Annotated in this window: 19 protein-coding genes and 1 tRNA gene; 13 read left to right on the plus strand and 7 right to left on the minus strand. The window is 69.4% G+C overall.

Translation table 11 applies throughout. The features are described from left to right. Positions 1-254: 254 nt before the first annotated feature. Both J2Y58_RS16250 and recJ read right to left on the minus strand, forming a co-directional pair. Positions 255-329: transfer RNA gene (locus tag J2Y58_RS16250), tRNA-Glu, on the minus strand. Between the two features lie 56 nt (positions 330-385). Beyond that, positions 386-2131 (minus strand): single-stranded-DNA-specific exonuclease RecJ, encoded by a 1746-nt coding sequence (recJ, locus tag J2Y58_RS16255; RefSeq protein WP_310105281.1) that lies wholly within the window; start codon positions 2129-2131, stop codon positions 386-388. A 99-nt stretch (positions 2132-2230) separates the two neighbouring features. Here recJ and J2Y58_RS16260 point away from each other — a divergent pair, with 99 nt between their 5' ends. From J2Y58_RS16260 to J2Y58_RS16315, 12 genes are all read left to right on the plus strand, one after another. After that, positions 2231-2617: a MerC domain-containing protein gene (locus J2Y58_RS16260; RefSeq protein WP_310105284.1), complete on the plus strand. Its 387-nt coding sequence runs from the start codon at positions 2231-2233 to the stop codon at positions 2615-2617. A 37-nt stretch (positions 2618-2654) separates the two neighbouring features. After that, entirely contained in the window at positions 2655-3137 is a 483-nt protein-coding gene (locus J2Y58_RS16265; RefSeq protein ID WP_310105287.1) for a transcriptional repressor, read from the plus strand. Between the two features lie 35 nt (positions 3138-3172). Next, on the plus strand, positions 3173-5092 hold the full coding sequence (gene dxs, locus J2Y58_RS16270) for a 1-deoxy-D-xylulose-5-phosphate synthase (RefSeq protein ID WP_310105289.1): 1920 nt from the start codon (positions 3173-3175) through the stop codon (positions 5090-5092). Next, positions 5089-5628: a hypothetical protein gene (locus J2Y58_RS16275; RefSeq protein ID WP_310105291.1), complete on the plus strand. Its 540-nt coding sequence runs from the start codon at positions 5089-5091 to the stop codon at positions 5626-5628. The genes dxs and J2Y58_RS16275 overlap by 4 nt, the downstream gene beginning before the upstream one ends. 58 nt (positions 5629-5686) lie before the next feature. Next, positions 5687-5923, plus strand: a complete 237-nt coding sequence (locus J2Y58_RS16280; RefSeq protein ID WP_028966408.1) for a ribbon-helix-helix protein, CopG family — start codon at positions 5687-5689, stop codon at positions 5921-5923. Further along, entirely contained in the window at positions 5914-6264 is a 351-nt protein-coding gene (locus J2Y58_RS16285) for a type II toxin-antitoxin system PemK/MazF family toxin (protein WP_310105297.1), read from the plus strand. Before J2Y58_RS16280 ends, J2Y58_RS16285 begins: the two co-directional genes overlap by 10 nt. A gap of 22 nt (positions 6265-6286) precedes the next feature. Continuing rightward, on the plus strand, positions 6287-7195 hold the full coding sequence (locus tag J2Y58_RS16290) for a class I fructose-bisphosphate aldolase (RefSeq protein WP_310105300.1): 909 nt from the start codon (positions 6287-6289) through the stop codon (positions 7193-7195). A 223-nt stretch (positions 7196-7418) separates the two neighbouring features. Further along, positions 7419-8099 (plus strand): thiamine phosphate synthase, encoded by a 681-nt coding sequence (gene thiE, locus J2Y58_RS16295; protein ID WP_310105302.1) that lies wholly within the window; start codon positions 7419-7421, stop codon positions 8097-8099. Positions 8100-8154: 55 nt separating this feature from the next. Beyond that, complete coding sequence (locus J2Y58_RS16300) at positions 8155-9156, plus strand: L,D-transpeptidase family protein (protein WP_310105306.1); 1002 nt, start codon at positions 8155-8157, stop codon at positions 9154-9156. Positions 9157-9158: 2 nt separating this feature from the next. Further along, positions 9159-9746, plus strand: coding sequence for a M23 family metallopeptidase (locus J2Y58_RS16305; protein WP_310105309.1), 588 nt, complete (start codon positions 9159-9161; stop codon positions 9744-9746). A gap of 66 nt (positions 9747-9812) precedes the next feature. Then, positions 9813-10376, plus strand: coding sequence for an elongation factor P (efp, locus tag J2Y58_RS16310; protein WP_294197670.1), 564 nt, complete (start codon positions 9813-9815; stop codon positions 10374-10376). 236 nt (positions 10377-10612) lie between these two features. Then, positions 10613-11425, plus strand: coding sequence for an inositol monophosphatase family protein (locus J2Y58_RS16315; protein ID WP_310105314.1), 813 nt, complete (start codon positions 10613-10615; stop codon positions 11423-11425). A 217-nt stretch (positions 11426-11642) separates the two neighbouring features. Here the strand turns inward: J2Y58_RS16315 and J2Y58_RS16320 are convergent, their stop codons facing one another. The 5 genes from J2Y58_RS16320 to J2Y58_RS16340 form a co-directional block, all read right to left on the minus strand. Then, positions 11643-12995 carry a HAMP domain-containing sensor histidine kinase gene (locus J2Y58_RS16320; protein WP_310105316.1) on the minus strand — a complete coding sequence of 451 codons (1353 nt, stop codon included), beginning with the start codon at positions 12993-12995 and terminating at the stop codon, positions 11643-11645. A 2-nt stretch (positions 12996-12997) separates the two neighbouring features. After that, entirely contained in the window at positions 12998-13717 is a 720-nt protein-coding gene (locus J2Y58_RS16325) for a response regulator (RefSeq protein ID WP_310105320.1), read from the minus strand. A gap of 42 nt (positions 13718-13759) precedes the next feature. After that, positions 13760-14227 carry a ca2+ sensor protein gene (locus J2Y58_RS16330; protein ID WP_310105323.1) on the minus strand — a complete coding sequence of 156 codons (468 nt, stop codon included), beginning with the start codon at positions 14225-14227 and terminating at the stop codon, positions 13760-13762. 111 nt (positions 14228-14338) lie between these two features. Further along, a complete protein-coding gene (locus tag J2Y58_RS16335; RefSeq protein WP_310105325.1) occupies positions 14339-15109 on the minus strand; it encodes a thioesterase family protein in 771 nt (256 codons plus the stop codon). Continuing rightward, on the minus strand, positions 15106-15744 hold the full coding sequence (locus J2Y58_RS16340; protein WP_310105327.1) for a glutathione S-transferase N-terminal domain-containing protein: 639 nt from the start codon (positions 15742-15744) through the stop codon (positions 15106-15108). The genes J2Y58_RS16335 and J2Y58_RS16340 overlap by 4 nt, the downstream gene beginning before the upstream one ends. A gap of 165 nt (positions 15745-15909) precedes the next feature. On the opposite strand from J2Y58_RS16340, the gene J2Y58_RS16345 reads away from it, so the two are divergent. Then, entirely contained in the window at positions 15910-16764 is an 855-nt protein-coding gene (locus tag J2Y58_RS16345; RefSeq protein WP_310105330.1) for a helix-turn-helix domain-containing protein, read from the plus strand. Positions 16765-16825 lie beyond the last annotated feature (61 nt).

The following is a 16825-nucleotide window of genomic DNA, read 5'->3' on the forward strand; positions in this document are numbered from 1 at the left end:
CGTCACCCCCGGCGCGCTTGTGCCGGCGAGCATGCCCGAATATCAAACCAGCGGACTCTCGTTATGACCGCGGGACCGATGGGGGGCAGGTCACGGGCTTTGATCGTGCGCGACGATAGGGTCACGTCGCATGACCAGTCATTGAAGTGTCCGCCAGCCCCTCACGTAACAATGAAAGTGCCGGGGGCAAAATTGTATCGCTGGCGGGGCAAATGCCCCAGCCCGGATCTCAGAAAAGTGAGGAATACCGTGCTTGGTGACCCCTACGGGAATCGAACCCGTGTTTCAGCCGTGAAAGGGCCGCGTCCTAACCGCTAGACGAAGGGGCCGCTGCGGTGCGGAGCCGCCTAGGCGGATTGCGGCAGGGCGTCAAGCGCCCGTCGCATCAATTTGCCCAGGCGGCATCGTCCAGGTGCAGTTCGGCGACGTCGCGCCCGCTCCAGTCGTCGCGCTTGGCGCGCCCGGCCAGCCACAAGCGGCGTGTCGGCCCGGCCGCCAGCAGCGCCTGGCCGAGCGCAGTGTCGGCGGCGCGGAACGCCATCGCCTTCAGGCTGCGACCGTCGTCACCGGCCACGATCGCGCGCACATGGCCGTTGCCGACCACGTCGACCTTCACCGCGCGGACCGGTCCGACCGCGACGCGGGGAGCGGGCCAGCCGGTGCCATATGGCCCACCGGCTTCCAGCGCCTCGACCAGCGACGGCGTGACGCCCCCCGGGGCCACGACCGAGTCGAACAACAAGGCACGTGCCGCCACTGCATCGGCCACGGGCGCGGCCAGTCGCGCGTCGAGCCAGTCGGCGAATGCCGCCACCCGGTCCGCCGCAATCGTCAATCCGGCCGCCATCGCATGCCCGCCGCCCGCGATCAGCAAGCCCTGCTCGCGCGCCGCGAGCACCGCCGCGCCTAGATCGACACCGCTGATCGAGCGGCCCGATCCCTTGCCGACGCCATCCTCGTCCAGCGCGATGACGATCGCGGGCCGGCCCAGCTTCTCCTTCAGCCGTCCGGCGACGATCCCGATCACGCCGGGATGCCAGCCTTTGCCCGCCACGACGCAGACCGCACGGTCGTGGCACAGCATCGCTTCCGCGCCTTCCTGCACCATCGCTTCGATCGCGCGGCGTTCCTCGTTCAAGCGGTCGAGCTCGGCGGCGATCGCACGCGCCTCGACCGGATCGGTCGTCGTCAGCAGCCGTACGCCCAGATCGGCGCGTCCGACGCGGCCGCCGGCATTGATCCGCGGCCCCAGCGCGAAGCCCAGATCGCTGGCGGTCGGTGCACGGGTCAGCCGCGCGGCCTCGGCGAGCGCGGTCAGCCCGACATTGCGCCGTTGCGCCATGACCTTCAGCCCCTGCGCGACGAACGCGCGGTTCAGCCCGCGCAACTGCGCGACATCGGCGACGGTACCCAGCGCGACGAGATCGAGCAGGTCGAGCAGCCGCGGCTCGTCGCGGGCGGCGAAATAACCGCGCCGCCGCAGTTCGCGCACCAATGCCGCGCCGAGCAGGAAACACACCCCGACCGCCGCCAGATGGCCGTGCGCCGCCCCGTCACCCTCGTCGCAACGGTTGGGATTCACCACCGCCACCGCGCGCGGCAGTTGCGTCGCGCATTGGTGATGGTCGGCGACGATCACGTCGCAGCGCGCCGCCGCCAGCGCCTCGAACGCCTGCGCGCCGCAATCGACGGTGACGATCAGCGTCGCCCCCTCCGCCGCCAGCCGTTCCATGGCCGCTGCGTTCGGGCCATATCCCTCCGCCAGTCGATCGGGGATATAGACGCGCGCCTCGCGCCCCAGTGCGCGCAGCAACAGCACGAGCAGCGCGGAGGAGGTCGCGCCGTCGACGTCGTAATCGCCGAAGATCGCAATCGACTCGGACCGCTCCACCGCATCGGCCAGCCGCGCCGCGGCGGTGTCCATATCGCGGAAGATCGACGGATCGGGCATGAAGCCGCGGATCGACGGCAACTTGTGCGCATCGAGCGCATCGCGTGGACACCCGCGCGCCAGCAGCAATTGGGTGAGCAGATCGTCCGGCACGAACCCGTCGCGCTGGTCGGCCGCCAGCGCGCGCCAGCGCCAGGGCTGGCCGAGGATCGAGCGCTCGACATCGAGGACATGGCGCATCGCATGCCTCATACGCGAGCGGGATCGCCGCGTCACGTGGCAAGAAAACATCGATGAGACGTTGTAACATTGGCGCCGCCGTCCTAATTGCGGTGCATGATGGCTATCGACGCGACCGATCAGGGCAAGCGCGGCCGGCTGGATCGCTGGGCGATGTGGCTGTCGGCGGCGTGCGTCGTGCATTGCCTGGCCACCACGATGCTGGTGGCGGTGCTGTCGACCGCCGGAGGCATCCTCGGCAGTCCCTTGATTCACGAAGGCGGGTTGCTGATCGCGATCGCGCTCGGCTGCGTTGCGTTCGGGCGCGGGATCGTCGTCCATCGCCGCCTGTTGCCGATCGCGCTCGGTGCGACCGGTCTTGCGCTGATGGCGGCTGCCCTGTTCGTCGCGCACGAGGGCGGGCATCTCGCCGAATCGACGCTCACGATCCTGGGCGTCGCAGTGCTGGCGGCGGGACATGCGATCAACCGGCGCGCACGCCGCTGAACTTGCCGGCACCGCGGCGCGTGCCTAAATCTCCGTCATGGCGGGGCATCGACATCATGAGCCGCACGGTGAGGACCTCCTCGCCGCTGCACAGGCGACGCTGGAGCGGTCGGGCGAGCAATGGACCGCGATGCGCGCCAGCGTCTTCGCGGCGCTGTCCGGGTTCGACAAGCCGGCATCGGCCTATGACATCGCCGAAAGCGTGTCGCGCGCCGAGGGGCGGCGGATCGCCGCCAACAGCATCTATCGCATCCTCGACCTGTTCGTCGCCGCCAACCTGGCGCTGCGCGTCGAGAGCGCGAACGCCTATGTCGCCAATGCGCACCCCGGATGCCGTCACGACTGCATCTTCCTTGTTTGTGACGGTTGCGGCAGCACCACCCATTTCGACGACGATTCGCTGACCGGCGGGCTGCGCAGCGCAGCGGGCGCCGCCGGGTTCGTCGTCGAGCGGCCGGTGGTCGAGGTGCGCGGTCGCTGCGCGGCCTGTGCGGCGGCGGGACAGGCGCAAAGCGGGTAATCGACACGCTGATCCGTGTCAGCTATTCGGGCGGGATGGCCGAAACCCCGAACACGCCGTTGCTCGACACCGTCGATACGCCCGCCGACCTCCGCCGCCTGAAGCCGGAGCAATTACGGCAGCTTGCCGACGAGTTGCGGCAGGAGACGATCTCCGCGGTCGGCGTGACCGGCGGCCATCTCGGCTCCGGGCTGGGCGTGGTCGAGCTGACCGTCGCGATCCATTACGTCTTCGACACGCCCGACGACCGGCTGATCTGGGACGTCGGCCACCAATGCTATCCGCACAAGATCCTGACCGGGCGGCGTGACCGCATCCGCACGCTGCGGCAGGGCGGGGGGCTGTCCGGCTTCACCAAGCGCAGCGAGAGCGAGTACGACCCGTTCGGCGCGGCGCACAGTTCGACGTCGATCTCGGCCGCTCTCGGTTTCGCGACCGCAAGCAAGCTCGCCGGCACGCCCGGGAAGGGCATCGCGGTGATCGGCGACGGCGCGATGTCGGCGGGCATGGCCTATGAGGCGATGAACAACGCCGAGGCGGCCGGCAACCGGCTGGTCGTGATCCTGAACGACAACGACATGTCGATCGCGCCGCCGGTCGGTGGGCTGTCGGCGTACCTGTCGCGCATGGTGTCCAGCCGCGAGTTCCTGGGCGTGCGCGAATTGATGAAGCGCGTCGCCAAGCGGCTGCCGCGACGCCTGCAATCCGCGGCGCGCAAGACCGACGAATATGCCCGCGGGCTGACGATGGGCGGCACCTTGTTCGAGGAGCTGGGCTTCTACTATGTCGGCCCGATCGACGGCCACAATCTCGACCATCTGATCCCGATCCTCGAAAACGTCCGCGATGCCGAGGAAGGGCCGATCCTGGTCCATGTCGTGACCAAGAAGGGCAAGGGCTATGCCCCGGCCGAGAATGCCGCCGACAAATATCACGGCGTGCAAAAGTTCGACGTGATCACCGGCGCGCAGGCGAAGGCACCACCGGGACCGCCGGCCTATCAGAACGTCTTCGGCGAGGCATTGAGCAAGGCCGCCGACACCGACGAGCGCATCTGTGCGATCACCGCCGCGATGCCGTCGGGCACCGGGCTCGACCGGTTCGCCGCCGCGCACCCGGAGCGCTTCTTCGACGTCGGCATCGCCGAGCAACATGCGGTCACCTTCGCGGCGGGTCTGGCCGCACAGGGGATGCGGCCGTTCTGCGCGATCTACTCGACCTTCCTGCAACGCGCCTACGACCAGGTCGTCCATGACGTGGCGATCCAGAACCTGCCGGTCCGCTTCGCGATCGATCGCGCCGGGCTGGTCGGCGCGGACGGCGCGACGCACGCGGGCAGCTTCGACGTCACCTATCTGGCGACATTGCCGAATTTCGTCGTCATGGCCGCCGCCGACGAGGCCGAGCTGGTCCATATGGTCCAGACCTGCGTCGAGCATGACGCAGGCCCGATCGCGGTTCGCTATCCGCGCGGCAACGGCACCGGCGTCGCGCTGCCGACCGAGCCGAAGGCGCTCGAGATCGGCAAGGGCCGCATCGTGCGCGAGGGCAAGGCGGTGGCGATCCTGTCGCTCGGCACGCGGCTCGGCGAGGCGCTGAAGGCCGCCGAGACGTTGGAAGCCAAGGGGCTGAGCACGACGGTCGCCGACCTGCGCTTCGCCAAGCCGCTCGACGAGGCGCTGATCCGCCGCCTGCTCACCACGCACGAGGTCGCGATCACGATCGAGGAGAATGCGGTCGGCGGGCTCGGGGCGCATGTGCTGACCATGGCCTCGGACGAGGGATTGACCGACAACGGCCTGCGTATCCGCACCATGCGCTTGCCCGATCTGTTCCAGGATCAGGACAAGCCCGAGGTGCAATATGCGCAGGCGCGGCTCGATGCCGATGCGATCGTCGAGACCGTGCTGAAGGCGCTGCGCTATAACGAAGCGGGCGTCATCGCGCGCGCGTGACGGGCTGGCAGAAGGTCGCCGCGCTGACGGCGCTGTATGTCGTCGGGCTGCTGTGGGTGAACTGGACGATGGTGCGCCGCGTGCGGGGCGCGGTGGCGACGCGTGCGGCCTGGACCGCAGCCGATTTCGACGTGGTGTTCGTCGACCTCGACCCGCGCGTCGCACCGGCAGTCCGCGCGGCGATCGCACCGTGGTACGGGGAGGGGGTCGTGCCGCGCCCCGAAGACACGCTCAAGCGCTTCCTGAAGATGGATCGCGGCGAGATCGACGACCTCCTCGCCGACGCCGCGACACGCCTCGACCTGCCGCCGCCGGGTCCGTCACTCCCCGACCTGCCAGACGTGGCGGCGGTCGTGCGCTACCTTGCGTCGGCCGATCCGGCCCCCGTTCGTCCGGCCCAGCCCTCCGTTCGTCCTGAGCGTGTCGAAGCGCGTGTTTCACGCGCGCCCGACGGTGTACCGGGCACGTGCTTCGACAAGCTCAGCACGAACGGAGGCGATAGCCGGCCGGGATCGGCAACACACCCCCGACCATAAACCCGCTTGCGCCATCCTCCGGGACGCCCTACGTTGAACGTGTTAAACGGAGGGGCAGGTGCTCGGCGTCAGGCTCGACACGGAATTGGAAGAACGGCTCGCCAATGTCGCGCGGACGCAAGGCCGCAGCAAGAGCGACATCGCGCGCGAGGCGGTGCGCCGCTATGTCGAGCTGCACGACGAGGCGTTCCGTCGCGAAGCGCGCCGGCAGTCGCAACGTGCTTCGCGCCGCGACACGCACGAGGATTATGCCTTCTGGGAACAGGCCGAGCGTGAGGACGCCGCATGGCGGTGACCGATCCGGTCGAGATCCGCCACGGTGCGATCGTGCTGGTCGCCGCGCCGGACGAGGGCAGCGGCGGCCCACGCCCGTGCGTCGTCGTGCAGGCCGATCTGTTCAACGATAGTCACGCCACCGTCACGCTGTGCCCGCTGACCCCGGTCGTCGGCGGCGAGGTCCTGTTCCGCGTCGCGATCTCGCCGCAGGAGCACACCGGCCTCACCGTCGAATGCGAGGTGCAGGTCGACCGCATCACCAGCATCCGCCGTCATCGCATCGTCAAGGTGATCGGCCATGCCTCCGCCACCCGCATGGAGCAGGTCGATCAGGCGCTGCGCCGCTGGCTCGCTTTGTAACGCAACAGGACAGGAAGAAACCATGACGCCGATCGTGAAGTCGATTCTGGACAAGTACGAAGCCACCAGTCCGGCGGTGAAGGCCAATCTGGCGCGCATCCTGATGCAGGGGAAGCTGGGCGGCACCGGCAAGCTGATCATCCTGCCGGTCGACCAGGGGTTCGAGCACGGCCCGGCGCGCAGCTTCGCGGTCAACCCGCCCGCCTACGACCCGCACTATCACTACCAGCTCGCGATCGACGCCGGCCTGTCGGCCTATGCCGCGCCGCTCGGCATGCTGGAGGCGGGCGCCGACACGTTCGCGGGGCAGATCCCGACGATCCTGAAGGTCAACAGCTCGAACAGCTGGGCGACGCAGATCGCGCAGGCGCAGACCGGCAGCGTCGAGGACGCGCTGCGGCTCGGTTGCGCAGCGATCGGCTTCACCATCTATCCGGGCGCCGACGACATCTTCGCCGCGATGGAGCAGATCCGCGAACTGCGCGAGGAAGCCGCCGCCGCCGGCCTCGCGACCGTCATCTGGAGCTATCCGCGCGGCGGCAAGTTGAGCAAGGAAGGCGAACTGGCGCTCGACGTCGGGGCCTATGCCGCGCACATGGCGGCGCTGCTGGGCGCGCACATCATCAAGGTGAAGCTGCCGAGCGCGCATATCGAGCAGAAGGACGCGCAGAAGAGCTACGAGGGCACCGACTGGTCGAACCAGGCCGATCGCGTCCGCCACGTCGTGCAGTCGAGCTTCGCCGGGCGACGGATCGTCGTCTTTTCGGGCGGTGCGGCGAAGGGGACCGACGCGGTCTACCAGGACGCGCGCAATATCCTGGCGGGCGGCGGCAACGGTTCGATCATCGGCCGCAACACCTTCCAGCGCGAGCGTGGCGAGGCGCTGGCGATGCTCGACAAGCTGGTTTCGATCTACAAGGGCGAGGAATAAGCGCAGGGCAGGGCGGCAAGCACCTCCCTCTCCCTGCGGGGAGAGGGCCGGGGTGAGGGGCGGTGAGGCACGGTGTGCGAGCCACAAGTCCGCCAAGCCGGGGCCGGCTCGAACCCGAACCCGTACCGCCCGCGGAACCCCTCACCCAACCCTCTCCCCGCAGGGGAGAGGGCTTACACGCGCACCACTTCCACCCCATCACCAAACCCGCTAACCGCGGCGCATGACTGACGACCCGCTCGGCCCGCTCGACCCCGATTTCGGCGCGAATTTCACGCGCGACGACCGCCGGCCGCCCTGCCAGCTCTACCTCATCTCTCCGCTGGACGTGACCGGCACCTTCCCCGATCGGCTCAGGAATGCGCTCGATGCCGGCCCGGTCGCCGCCTTCCAGTTCCGCGTGAAGGACGTCGACCAGCACAGCGCCGCGCGTCTTGCCGAGCCGCTCCAGCGCATCTGTGCCGACCGCGACGTCGCGTTCATCATCAACGATTCGGTCAGCCTCGCCAAGCGGCTCGGTGCCGACGGCGTGCATCTGGGTCAGGAGGACGGCGACGTCCGCGAAGCACGCGCGGCGCTCGGTCCGTCCGTGCAGATCGGCGTCACCTGCCACGACAGCCGCCACCTGGCGATGGAGGCGGGTGAGGCGGGCGCCGATTATGTCGCGTTCGGCAGCTTCTATCCCACCACCACCAAGGCGGTGAAGCACCGCCCCGAGCCGGTGATCCTGTCGTGGTGGCACGCGCTGTTCGAACTTCCCTCCGTCGCGATCGGCGGCATAACGCCCGACAATGCCGCGCCGCTGGTCGCTGCGGGGGCCGACTTCATCGCCGCCAGCCATGCGGTGTGGGGCGGCGACGAAGCGGCGGCGATCAAGGCGTTCGACGCGGTGCTGAACCGCTGACGGACCCGGACGCCGCGATCGGCGTTGTTACGGCACCGAAATTTGAGAGGTGCCCGTGAAGCGTATCGCCCCCGTCGCCGCCAGCCTCATCGTTCTGACGCTCACCGCCGCCGCGCCGGCGCAGAACCGCGCGACGCCCGCGCTCGACCCCGCGGTGCTGCGGATGCAGGTCGTGCTCGACAAGCTCGGCTTCGGCCCCGGCGTGATCGACGGACGCGGCGGACAGTCGCTCACCAACGCGGTCAAGGGCTTTCAGGAAAGCCGCGGGCTGCGCGTCACCGGCAAGCCTGATGCCGCCACGTTGGACGCGCTGCGCCGCTACGGCAACGTCCGGCCGACGATGCAGGTGACGCTCGACGCCGCCGCGATGCGCGGTCCGTACGTGCCGACGATGCCGGAGGATTACGCGGAAAAGGCCAAGCTGCCGTCGATGGCCTATGCGCGCCCGCTCGAGAAGCTGGCGGAGCGCTTCCACACCACGCCCGCGGTGCTCGCGGAACTGAACCCCGGCGTCACGACGATCGGGGTGGGCTCGAAGATCACCGTGCCCAACACTTTCCCGACCTCGCGCGCCTATCCCGCCGACGCCACGCCGCAATGGCGCGCGACGCTCGCCTCGCTCAACGTCGAGGCGGCTGTACCGCAGGCGGCGAAGATCGTCGTCGACAAATCGGACGGCATCCTCCGCGTGCTCGACGGCAACGGCAAGGTGATCGCGCAATATACCGCCACGATCGGCTCGGCGCGCGACCCGCTGCCGCTCGGCAACTGGAAGGTGCTGCACGTCTCGCCCAATCCCGACTGGAAGATGAATCCGAAGATCCTGAAGGGCGTGCCCGACAGCAAGCAGGCGCAGATCATCCCGCCCGGCCCCAACAACCCGGTCGGCGTCGTATGGATCGACCTTAGCAAGGAGCATTACGGCATCCACGGCACCAGCGAGCCCGAACAGATCGGGCGCGCGCAGTCGAATGGCTGCGTCCGCCTGACCAACTGGGATGCGGCGCGCGTCGCCTTGATGGTGAAGGGCGGAACCCCGGTGCTGTTCCAGGCCTGACGATGACGAAGCTCGGCTGGTCGATCCTGGCGTTGATCCTCCTGCTCGGGGCAGGGTTCGCCTCGCTCGTGTCGATCGGCTCGACTCCGCCGGCCGCCGCCCCGACGCCGCTATCAGACGGCGCGCCGTTGGCACCGGTCACCGGCCAGCGGCTGCTGGTGCCGGTCGCCGGGGTCGCCCGCGCCGCGCTGGTCGACACGTTCGGGCAGCCACGCGACGGGGGTGCGCGGCACCACGAGGCGATCGACATCATGGCCCCGCGCGGCACCCCGGTGCTCGCCGCGGCGGACGGCCGGATCGACAAATTGTTCGACAGCGCGGCCGGCGGACGGACGATTTACGTCCGCTCCACCGATGGCGCGACGATGTACTACTACGCCCACCTCGATGCCTATCGCGACGGCCTGACCGAAGGGCAGGTGGTGCGCCGCGGCGAGCCGATCGCGACCGTCGGGGCGACCGGCAACGCCGATGCGGCGGCGCCGCACCTCCATTTCTCGGTGCTGCGGACCGCGCCGGATCGTGGCTGGTCGGAGGGGCAGCCGGTCGATCCCTTTCCGCTCCTTGCCGAACCGCGCGTCAATCGCTAAGCCGCCGCCAACGGCGCCCGTGGACTACCATCGGCGCCGCGGCTCTTTTACAATAGGCGAAGCCCCATGAAGATCAGCGGCGTGGACATCCGTCCCGGCAACATCATCGAGTACGAAGGCGGTATCTGGCGCGCGGTCAAGATCCAGCACACGCAGCCCGGCAAGGGCGGCGCGTACATGCAGGTCGAGCTGAAGAACCTGCGCGATGGCCGCAAGAACAACGTCCGCTTCCGCTCCGCCGAGACGGTCGAGCGCGTCCGCCTGGACACCAAGGACTTCCAGTTCCTGTTCGCCGAGGGCGACGGGCTGGTCTTCATGGACAAGGAAACCTACGATCAGGTGACGCTGCCGCGCGACCTGCTCGGCGACGCCGCCGCCTTCCTTCAGGACGGCATGGACGTCGTGATGGAGCTCTATGACGAGGAGCCGATCAGCGTGCAGCTGCCCGACACGATCGAGGCGACGATCGTCGAGGCCGACGCGGTGGTGAAGGGGCAGACCGCCTCGTCCAGCTACAAGCCCGCGATCCTCGACAACGGCGTGCGCGTGATGGTCCCGCCCCACATTTCGTCGGGCACGCGGATCGTGGTCGATGTGTACGAGCAGACGTACGTTCGGCGTGCGGATTGAGACGAACAGCGTAGCTATTCGCACAAGCCGCCGCCCGGCCGGCGCGCACGGCGCGTCCGACGACGCGGGCTTTGCCCGCAGCGGGCCGACGGAACGCTCCCTCTCCCCGCTGGGGAGAGGGCCGGGGTGAGGGGAAGCGTGCTCATGGTACGGGCACCTTCTCCGAAACTTCCGCCGTATCACCCTCCGCCACCCACCCCCGACCCCTCCCTTCCAGGGAGGGGGGAGATCTGAAAATGCCATCCCATTCCGGCCTGTTCACGGTCATCGAACGCGCGGCGCGCAAGGCGGCACCGCGGCTGCGGCGCGACTTCAACGAGGTCCAGCATTTGCAGGTCAGCCGCAAGGGCCCGGCCGACTTCGTCAGCCAGGCCGATCAGCGCTGCGAACGCACGCTGTACGACGAACTGTCGAAGGCGCGTCCCGACTGGGGCTTCGTCATGGAGGAAGGCGGCACGATTGAGGGCGACCCGAACAAGCCGCGCTTCATCATCGACCCGCTCGACGGCACCTCGAACTTCCTCCACGGCATCCCGCACTTCTGCATTTCGATCGCCGTGGAAGAGCCGCTGCCCAACGGAAAGCGCGACATCACCACCGCGCTCGTCTATCAGCCGCTGACCGACGAAAGCTTCTGGGCCGAAAAGGGGCGCGGCGCGTGGTTGCAGGACCAGCGGTTGCGCGTGTCATCGCGGCGCGAGCCGTCCGAGGCGCTGATCGCCACCGGCATCCCGTTCATGGGCCACGGCGACTTCGTGCAATGGACCCGCATCTTCGGCGCGGTCGCGCCCCAGGTCGCGGGCATCCGCCGGCTGGGGGCGGCGGCGCTCGACCTCGCCTGGGTCGCGGCGGGGCGTTTCGACGGCTATTGGGAAAGCGACCTGAAGCTGTGGGACGTCGCGGCGGGGATGCTGCTGGTCAAGGAAGCGGGCGGCTACGTCACCGACTTCCGCGGCGGCGACCGCGCGATCGAACGCAACGAGTTCCTCGCCGCCAACGACGCGCTGCATAACAAGCTGCACAAGATGGTCGCGCAGGCGCTGCGCTAAGATACCTCGCACGGACGGGTATCGCACCCCGTTCGTGCTGAGCCTGTCGAAGCACGTGCCCCGCCGAACGCCCTTCGACACGCTCGGCACCAATCGGGCATGTCATTAGAGTGCTCTGCCCTACAACCGTCACCCCGGCGTCAGCTGGGGTCTCCTTCAGGCGCGGCGTGTCTGCCAAGCAGAAGATCCCGGCTTCCGCTGGGATGACGTTTGCCGATCACCCCCGTGGCAGCGTGATCGTCGCCACCAGCCCGCCGCCGTCGCGCGGGCTGAGCACGATTCGCCCACCCGCTTCCTCGACGATCGCGCGCGCCAGCGCGAGACCCAGCCCGATCCCGCCGGTATGGCGGTTGCGCGAACTCTCCAGCCGGAAGAACGGGTCGAACACCTGATCCAGCCGCTCGGGCGGGATGCCCGGCCCGCGATCCGCGACCACGATCGCCGCCATTCGCGCATCCGACGCCAGCGACACCTCTGCCGCGCCCGCGTATTTCACCGCATTCTCGATCAGATTGCGTACCGCGCGCCGGATCAGCGACGGGCGCAGCCGCATCCGCAGCCGCTCGGCCTCCTCGAACGTGACCGCCGCGCCCAGATCGCGGAAATCCTCGACCACCGCATCGACCAGCGCCGCCAGATCGACCTCGGTTTCCGGTTCGCTCGGCCGCCCCAGCCGTGCCAGCGACAGGATGTCGTCGAGCGTGCGATTCATCTCCGCGATCGTGTCCGCCATCCGTGCGCGGTCCTGCTCGTCCTCGACGGACTCGATCCGCACGCGCAGCGCCGCCAGCGGAGTGCGCAGGTCGTGCCCGATCGCGCCGAGCATCCGGTCCTTCTCGTCGAGCATCGCGGTGACGCGCAGCCGTAGCGCGTTGAACGCCGCCGTTACCGATCGCACGTCATGCGGCCCGCTCTCCTCGAGCGGCACGGGGGGTACCGCGGGCGAATAGCCGCGCGCCGCCGCCGCCAGCTCGCGCAGCGGTCGCGAGATGCGTCGCGCCACCCACAGCACCGGCGCCAGCACGACGGCATAGAGGATCAGCGTCTGCCCCAGCAGTCGCCAGAACAGCCGCAGGTCGTCGCGCGGCAACCCGCCCGACAGCGCCATCCACCGTCCGTCACTGCGCCTCACCGCCACCACGATCGAGTCGCGCGGTCCGTCGTCATGCGTGGCGCGCGTCGCCATGCGCCGCTCGAAGCGGCTGAGCGGGATACGATATTGCCACGGCTTGGCGACCGCGACCTCGACCGCGGCGACCCGCACGCCCATGTCGGTCAACTGGCTCGCCAGCTCGCGCGCGACCGCCGGCTGCGCGTCCATCGCCTTGGTGATCGGGTTGCGGGGTACCAGCCGCACGCGTCCGCGATCCGCGACGACCGGTCGCCCGGCGGCTTCCTGGTCCAGCGCGTCGGCGATGCGATAGGCGGCCGGCCGCGTGATCTGCGCCATCCGCACCGCCGCGCGCTCGCGCAGCAGCAGCGCCAGATTGATCGCCTGCGCCATGAACAGCGCCAGGGCGACCAGCAGCGCCATTTGCCCCGCCAGGCTGCGCGGCCACGGGATCGGCATCCTCACAGGCGCGTGACGTCCGTCGACAGCGCATAGCCGCCGCCCCACACCGTCTTGATGATCTCCGGGTTCTTGGGATCGGGCTCGATCTTGCGACGCAACCGGCTGACCTGATTGTCGATCGCGCGGTCGAACGCCGCGGCCTCGCGCCCCTGCGTCAGGTCCAGCAGCTGGTCGCGCGTCAGCACCTGTCGCGGACGCTGCACCAGTGCCAGCAGCAGATTGTATTCCCCGGTCGACAGCGGCACCGACACGCCCTCGCGGTCGACCAGCGCGCGCTCGCCCGTCTTCAGCACCCAGCCGGCAAAGGCATAGGACCCGCTCTCGGGCGCATGGTGCCGCACCGCCCCGCCGGCGGTCCGGCGCAGCACCGTCTTGATCCGCGCCGCCAGCTCGCGCGGGGAGAAGGGCTTCACGACATAATCGTCCGCGCCCATCTCCAACCCGACGATCCGGTCGGTTTCCTCGCTTTTGGCGGTCAGCAGGATCACCGGCGTTTCGCCGTTGGCGCGGACGTGACGGCACAGCGACAGCCCGTCCTCGCCGGGCATCATGATGTCGAGCACGATCAGGTCGATGGCATAGGCGGCCAGCCGCGTGCGCGCGGCCTCCGCATCGCCCGCCTGGGTCACGCGAAAGCCCTGCTTCGTCAGATAGCTGGCCAGCGGCTCGCGGATCGACCGCTCGTCATCGACCAGCAGGAGGTGCGGCGTGTCGCCCATGGTCATGGCACCTGACACAATCGTCGCGTGGCCGGAAGGGGGTCAGTCGGTCGGTGCGGCGGGATCGGCCGGCGGCACCGGCCGGTCATGGCCGATCCGCCGCGCGCGCATCAGCAGCATCGCCGCCTCGCGCTCGCGCGCGTCGATCCGCCCGTCGCGGTTGGTGTCGATCCGATCGAAGCGGCGCAACGCGCGGTCGCGGAAGTCGGCCTGCGTCTGCGCTTCGTCGCGCCGGTCGCTTGCTCCGGCGCGACGCGGGGGTGGCCGGTGCTGTTCGCGCCAGGCGCGCCGTTCGTCGGCGGTCAGCTTGCCGTGTTGGTTGGCATCCATCGTGGCGAAGCGTCGGTCGGCGTCCGCGGCGGCTTCGTCACGGCTGGAGATGCCGTCGCCCGCCATCATCGGCGCGGGCACCGGGGCAGGCGTCGCCGGAGCCTGCGCGATGGCGCCGGCGCTCGCGAGACCGCCCAGCGCCGCTGCACCCAGCGCAGCGGCGGTCATCCAGATCCTCATGGCACATCCCTTACATCTCAGGCGGGCGCGGCGCACCGCCGTCACGGGACTTGTGCCGCCGATCCGTCGCCCGAACATGTCGACGCGACGGCGATTTTGTCGCGAGATGTATCAGCCGAAGATCGCCGCCGCCTGCATCTGCTCGGCCACCTTGCGCCCATCACCGTCGCGGATCGCCATCGCCTGCGACGTCACCCCGCCACGCGCGTGGTCGGTCTGCGACTCGACGAGCCACCAGCCGTCGCCCGTCACCGCTTTCGCGGCGAGCACGTTGACCATCCACGTCAGCGAGCTGAGCGGTACCGGCTGCGTCGCCAGCCGCATCGCCGCGGGGGGCAGCGCGTCGCCGATCGCCAGCAGCTCGATCGCGGGCGGCAGCGTGCCGTTGCGCTGCGCCAGCCGGATCCAGCGCCGCCATCCGACCCCCTCCATCGGGCGATCGACCATCTCGAACTGCCGCGCGAACGCCGGCATCGCTGCGCTTGCCAGCGATGCCTCCCCCGCGACGGGGGGCACGCAGGGCATTGGCGACGCGTCATGGTCGATCGTGCTGTCCAGCCTTCGCATGAACACGAACGTGCAGCGCAGCCCCAACCCGTCCGCGCCGGTGACATCGGCCTGCACGAACGCCGCGTTGCGGCCGCGGCGCAGCAGCTGCGTCGCGACCTCCACCTCGCCCGCCAGCGGGCCGATGAACGCCACTTGCGCCGATCGCAGCGGGGGCAGGTCGGGTATCTCGCGCAGCACCGCGTCGAGCGCCAGCGCCGCCGACAGCCCGCCGTAGCAGGTGCGGCCCTGCAACCAGTCGGCGGGGATCGTTACCTGTCGCCGGCCGGGCACGACGCGATGCCCCGCCGCCAGGATGTCGTGCAGCGCGGTCATTTCGGCGCGGCGACCGCCTTGCCACGTTCATACGCGCGGGCCACCGCCGGGCGCGCCGCGACCACGGCGTGCCAGCGCGCGAGATTCGGGAACTGCGCCATGTCCTGCCCCTGCGCCTCGGGCAGGATCCAGGGATGGCACGCCATGTCCGCGACCGTATAGTCGTCGCCGGTCACGAACGTGCGCCCCTCCAGCTGCCGGTCGAGCACGCCGTACAGCCGCGTCGTCTCCTTGACGTAGCGGTCGATGGCGTAGGGCACCTTCTCGGGCGCGAAGCGCGTGAAATGGTGGTTCTGCCCCAGCATCGGGCCGAGCCCGCCCATCTGCCACATCAGCCATTGCAGCACGTCGACATGCCCGCGCGGGCTGCCGCCACCGAATTTGCCCGTCTTGTGCGCGAGATAGAGCAGGATCGCGCCGCTTTCGAAGACGCTGATCGGGTCGCCGCCGTCGCTCGGGGCGTGGTCGACGATCGCGGGCATGCGGTTGTTGGGGGCGATCTTCAGGAAGTCGGGCCTGAACTGCTCGCCCGCGCCGATGTTCACCGGATGGATCCGATGCTCGAGCCCGGCCTCCTCCAGGAAGATCAGGATTTTGTGGCCGTTCGGGGTCGGCCAGTAATGAAGGTCGATCATCGCTTCGCAGCTCCTGCGGTGAGGGGTAGGTGATGCCCTGCACATCGCGCCGCGCGCGTCCATGTTCCCCCTTACTGCCTCGAAACGATGCCGGAAGGCGACACATGCTTGCAGCATTGTTGCAAAAGATTATGAGGCTTCGCTAACAAGTTGCTGGGGGGCGACGTGACAGGGAAACACCACGGGCCGGCCGATGTCGATGTCCGCTACGCCGCGCCGACGGGGCGGCTCGTCCGCTACGTCACCGGCTATCACCGCTTTGCCGCGCCGATCTGCCACCAAACCGAATTGCGCGACGCCTTCTTTCCCAGCGTCACGACGATTCGCGTGTCGCTGCGCGACAGCCCGCCATGGTCGCTGAAGATCGGCAGCCGTTGCATCGATCCGATGCCGGTCGTCGCGCTGACCGGCCCGACCAGCTACGCCGGCTACGTCTCGTGCCACGGCGGCGAGCTGGTCGGGGTCGGGCTGCTGCCGTTCGGCTGGGCGCAGATCTTCGGCGGTGACGTGTCGCGGCTGTCCAACCGGGTGGTGCCGCTGAGCGCGGTCGATCCCGGGGCGGACATGCTGCGCGCTTCGCTGGAGGGCGAGCTGCCGTTCGACGCCGCCTTCGCCGGCTGGCTGGAGGCGCGGCTGGAGCGCCGGCCGCCCGCCGACCCGCGGATCGAGGCATTGTGCGAGATGCTGCGCGATCCCGCCACCACCCGGATCGAGGCGGTGGCCGAGGCGCTCGACATGTCGCCGCGCGCGCTCGCCGCGATGACGCGCTTCAACTTCGGCTTCACGCCCAAGCTGCTGCTGCGCCGCACGCGCTTCCTGCGCGCGCTCACGACCATGCTGACCAATCCCGAGGGTGGGCAGGCGGCGCTGGAAGCGGCGGGCTATTGGGATCGATCGCACTTCCTGCGCGACAGCCACCTGTTCCTCGGCTGCTCGGTACGCGAATTCTCGCGCCGGCGCGGCCCGCACAACCAGGTCGCGATCACCGCGCGCACGCAGGCGCTGGGAACCCCTGTCTAGAGTCTGATCCAGCAAAGCTGGGCCGGTGCCGCTTCCACGTCAGTGGATCAAACTCTGACCG

The sequence above is a fragment of the Sphingomonas sp. BE138 genome (genome assembly GCF_031456125.1).
Taxonomy (GTDB): Bacteria; Pseudomonadota; Alphaproteobacteria; order Sphingomonadales; family Sphingomonadaceae; genus Sphingomonas.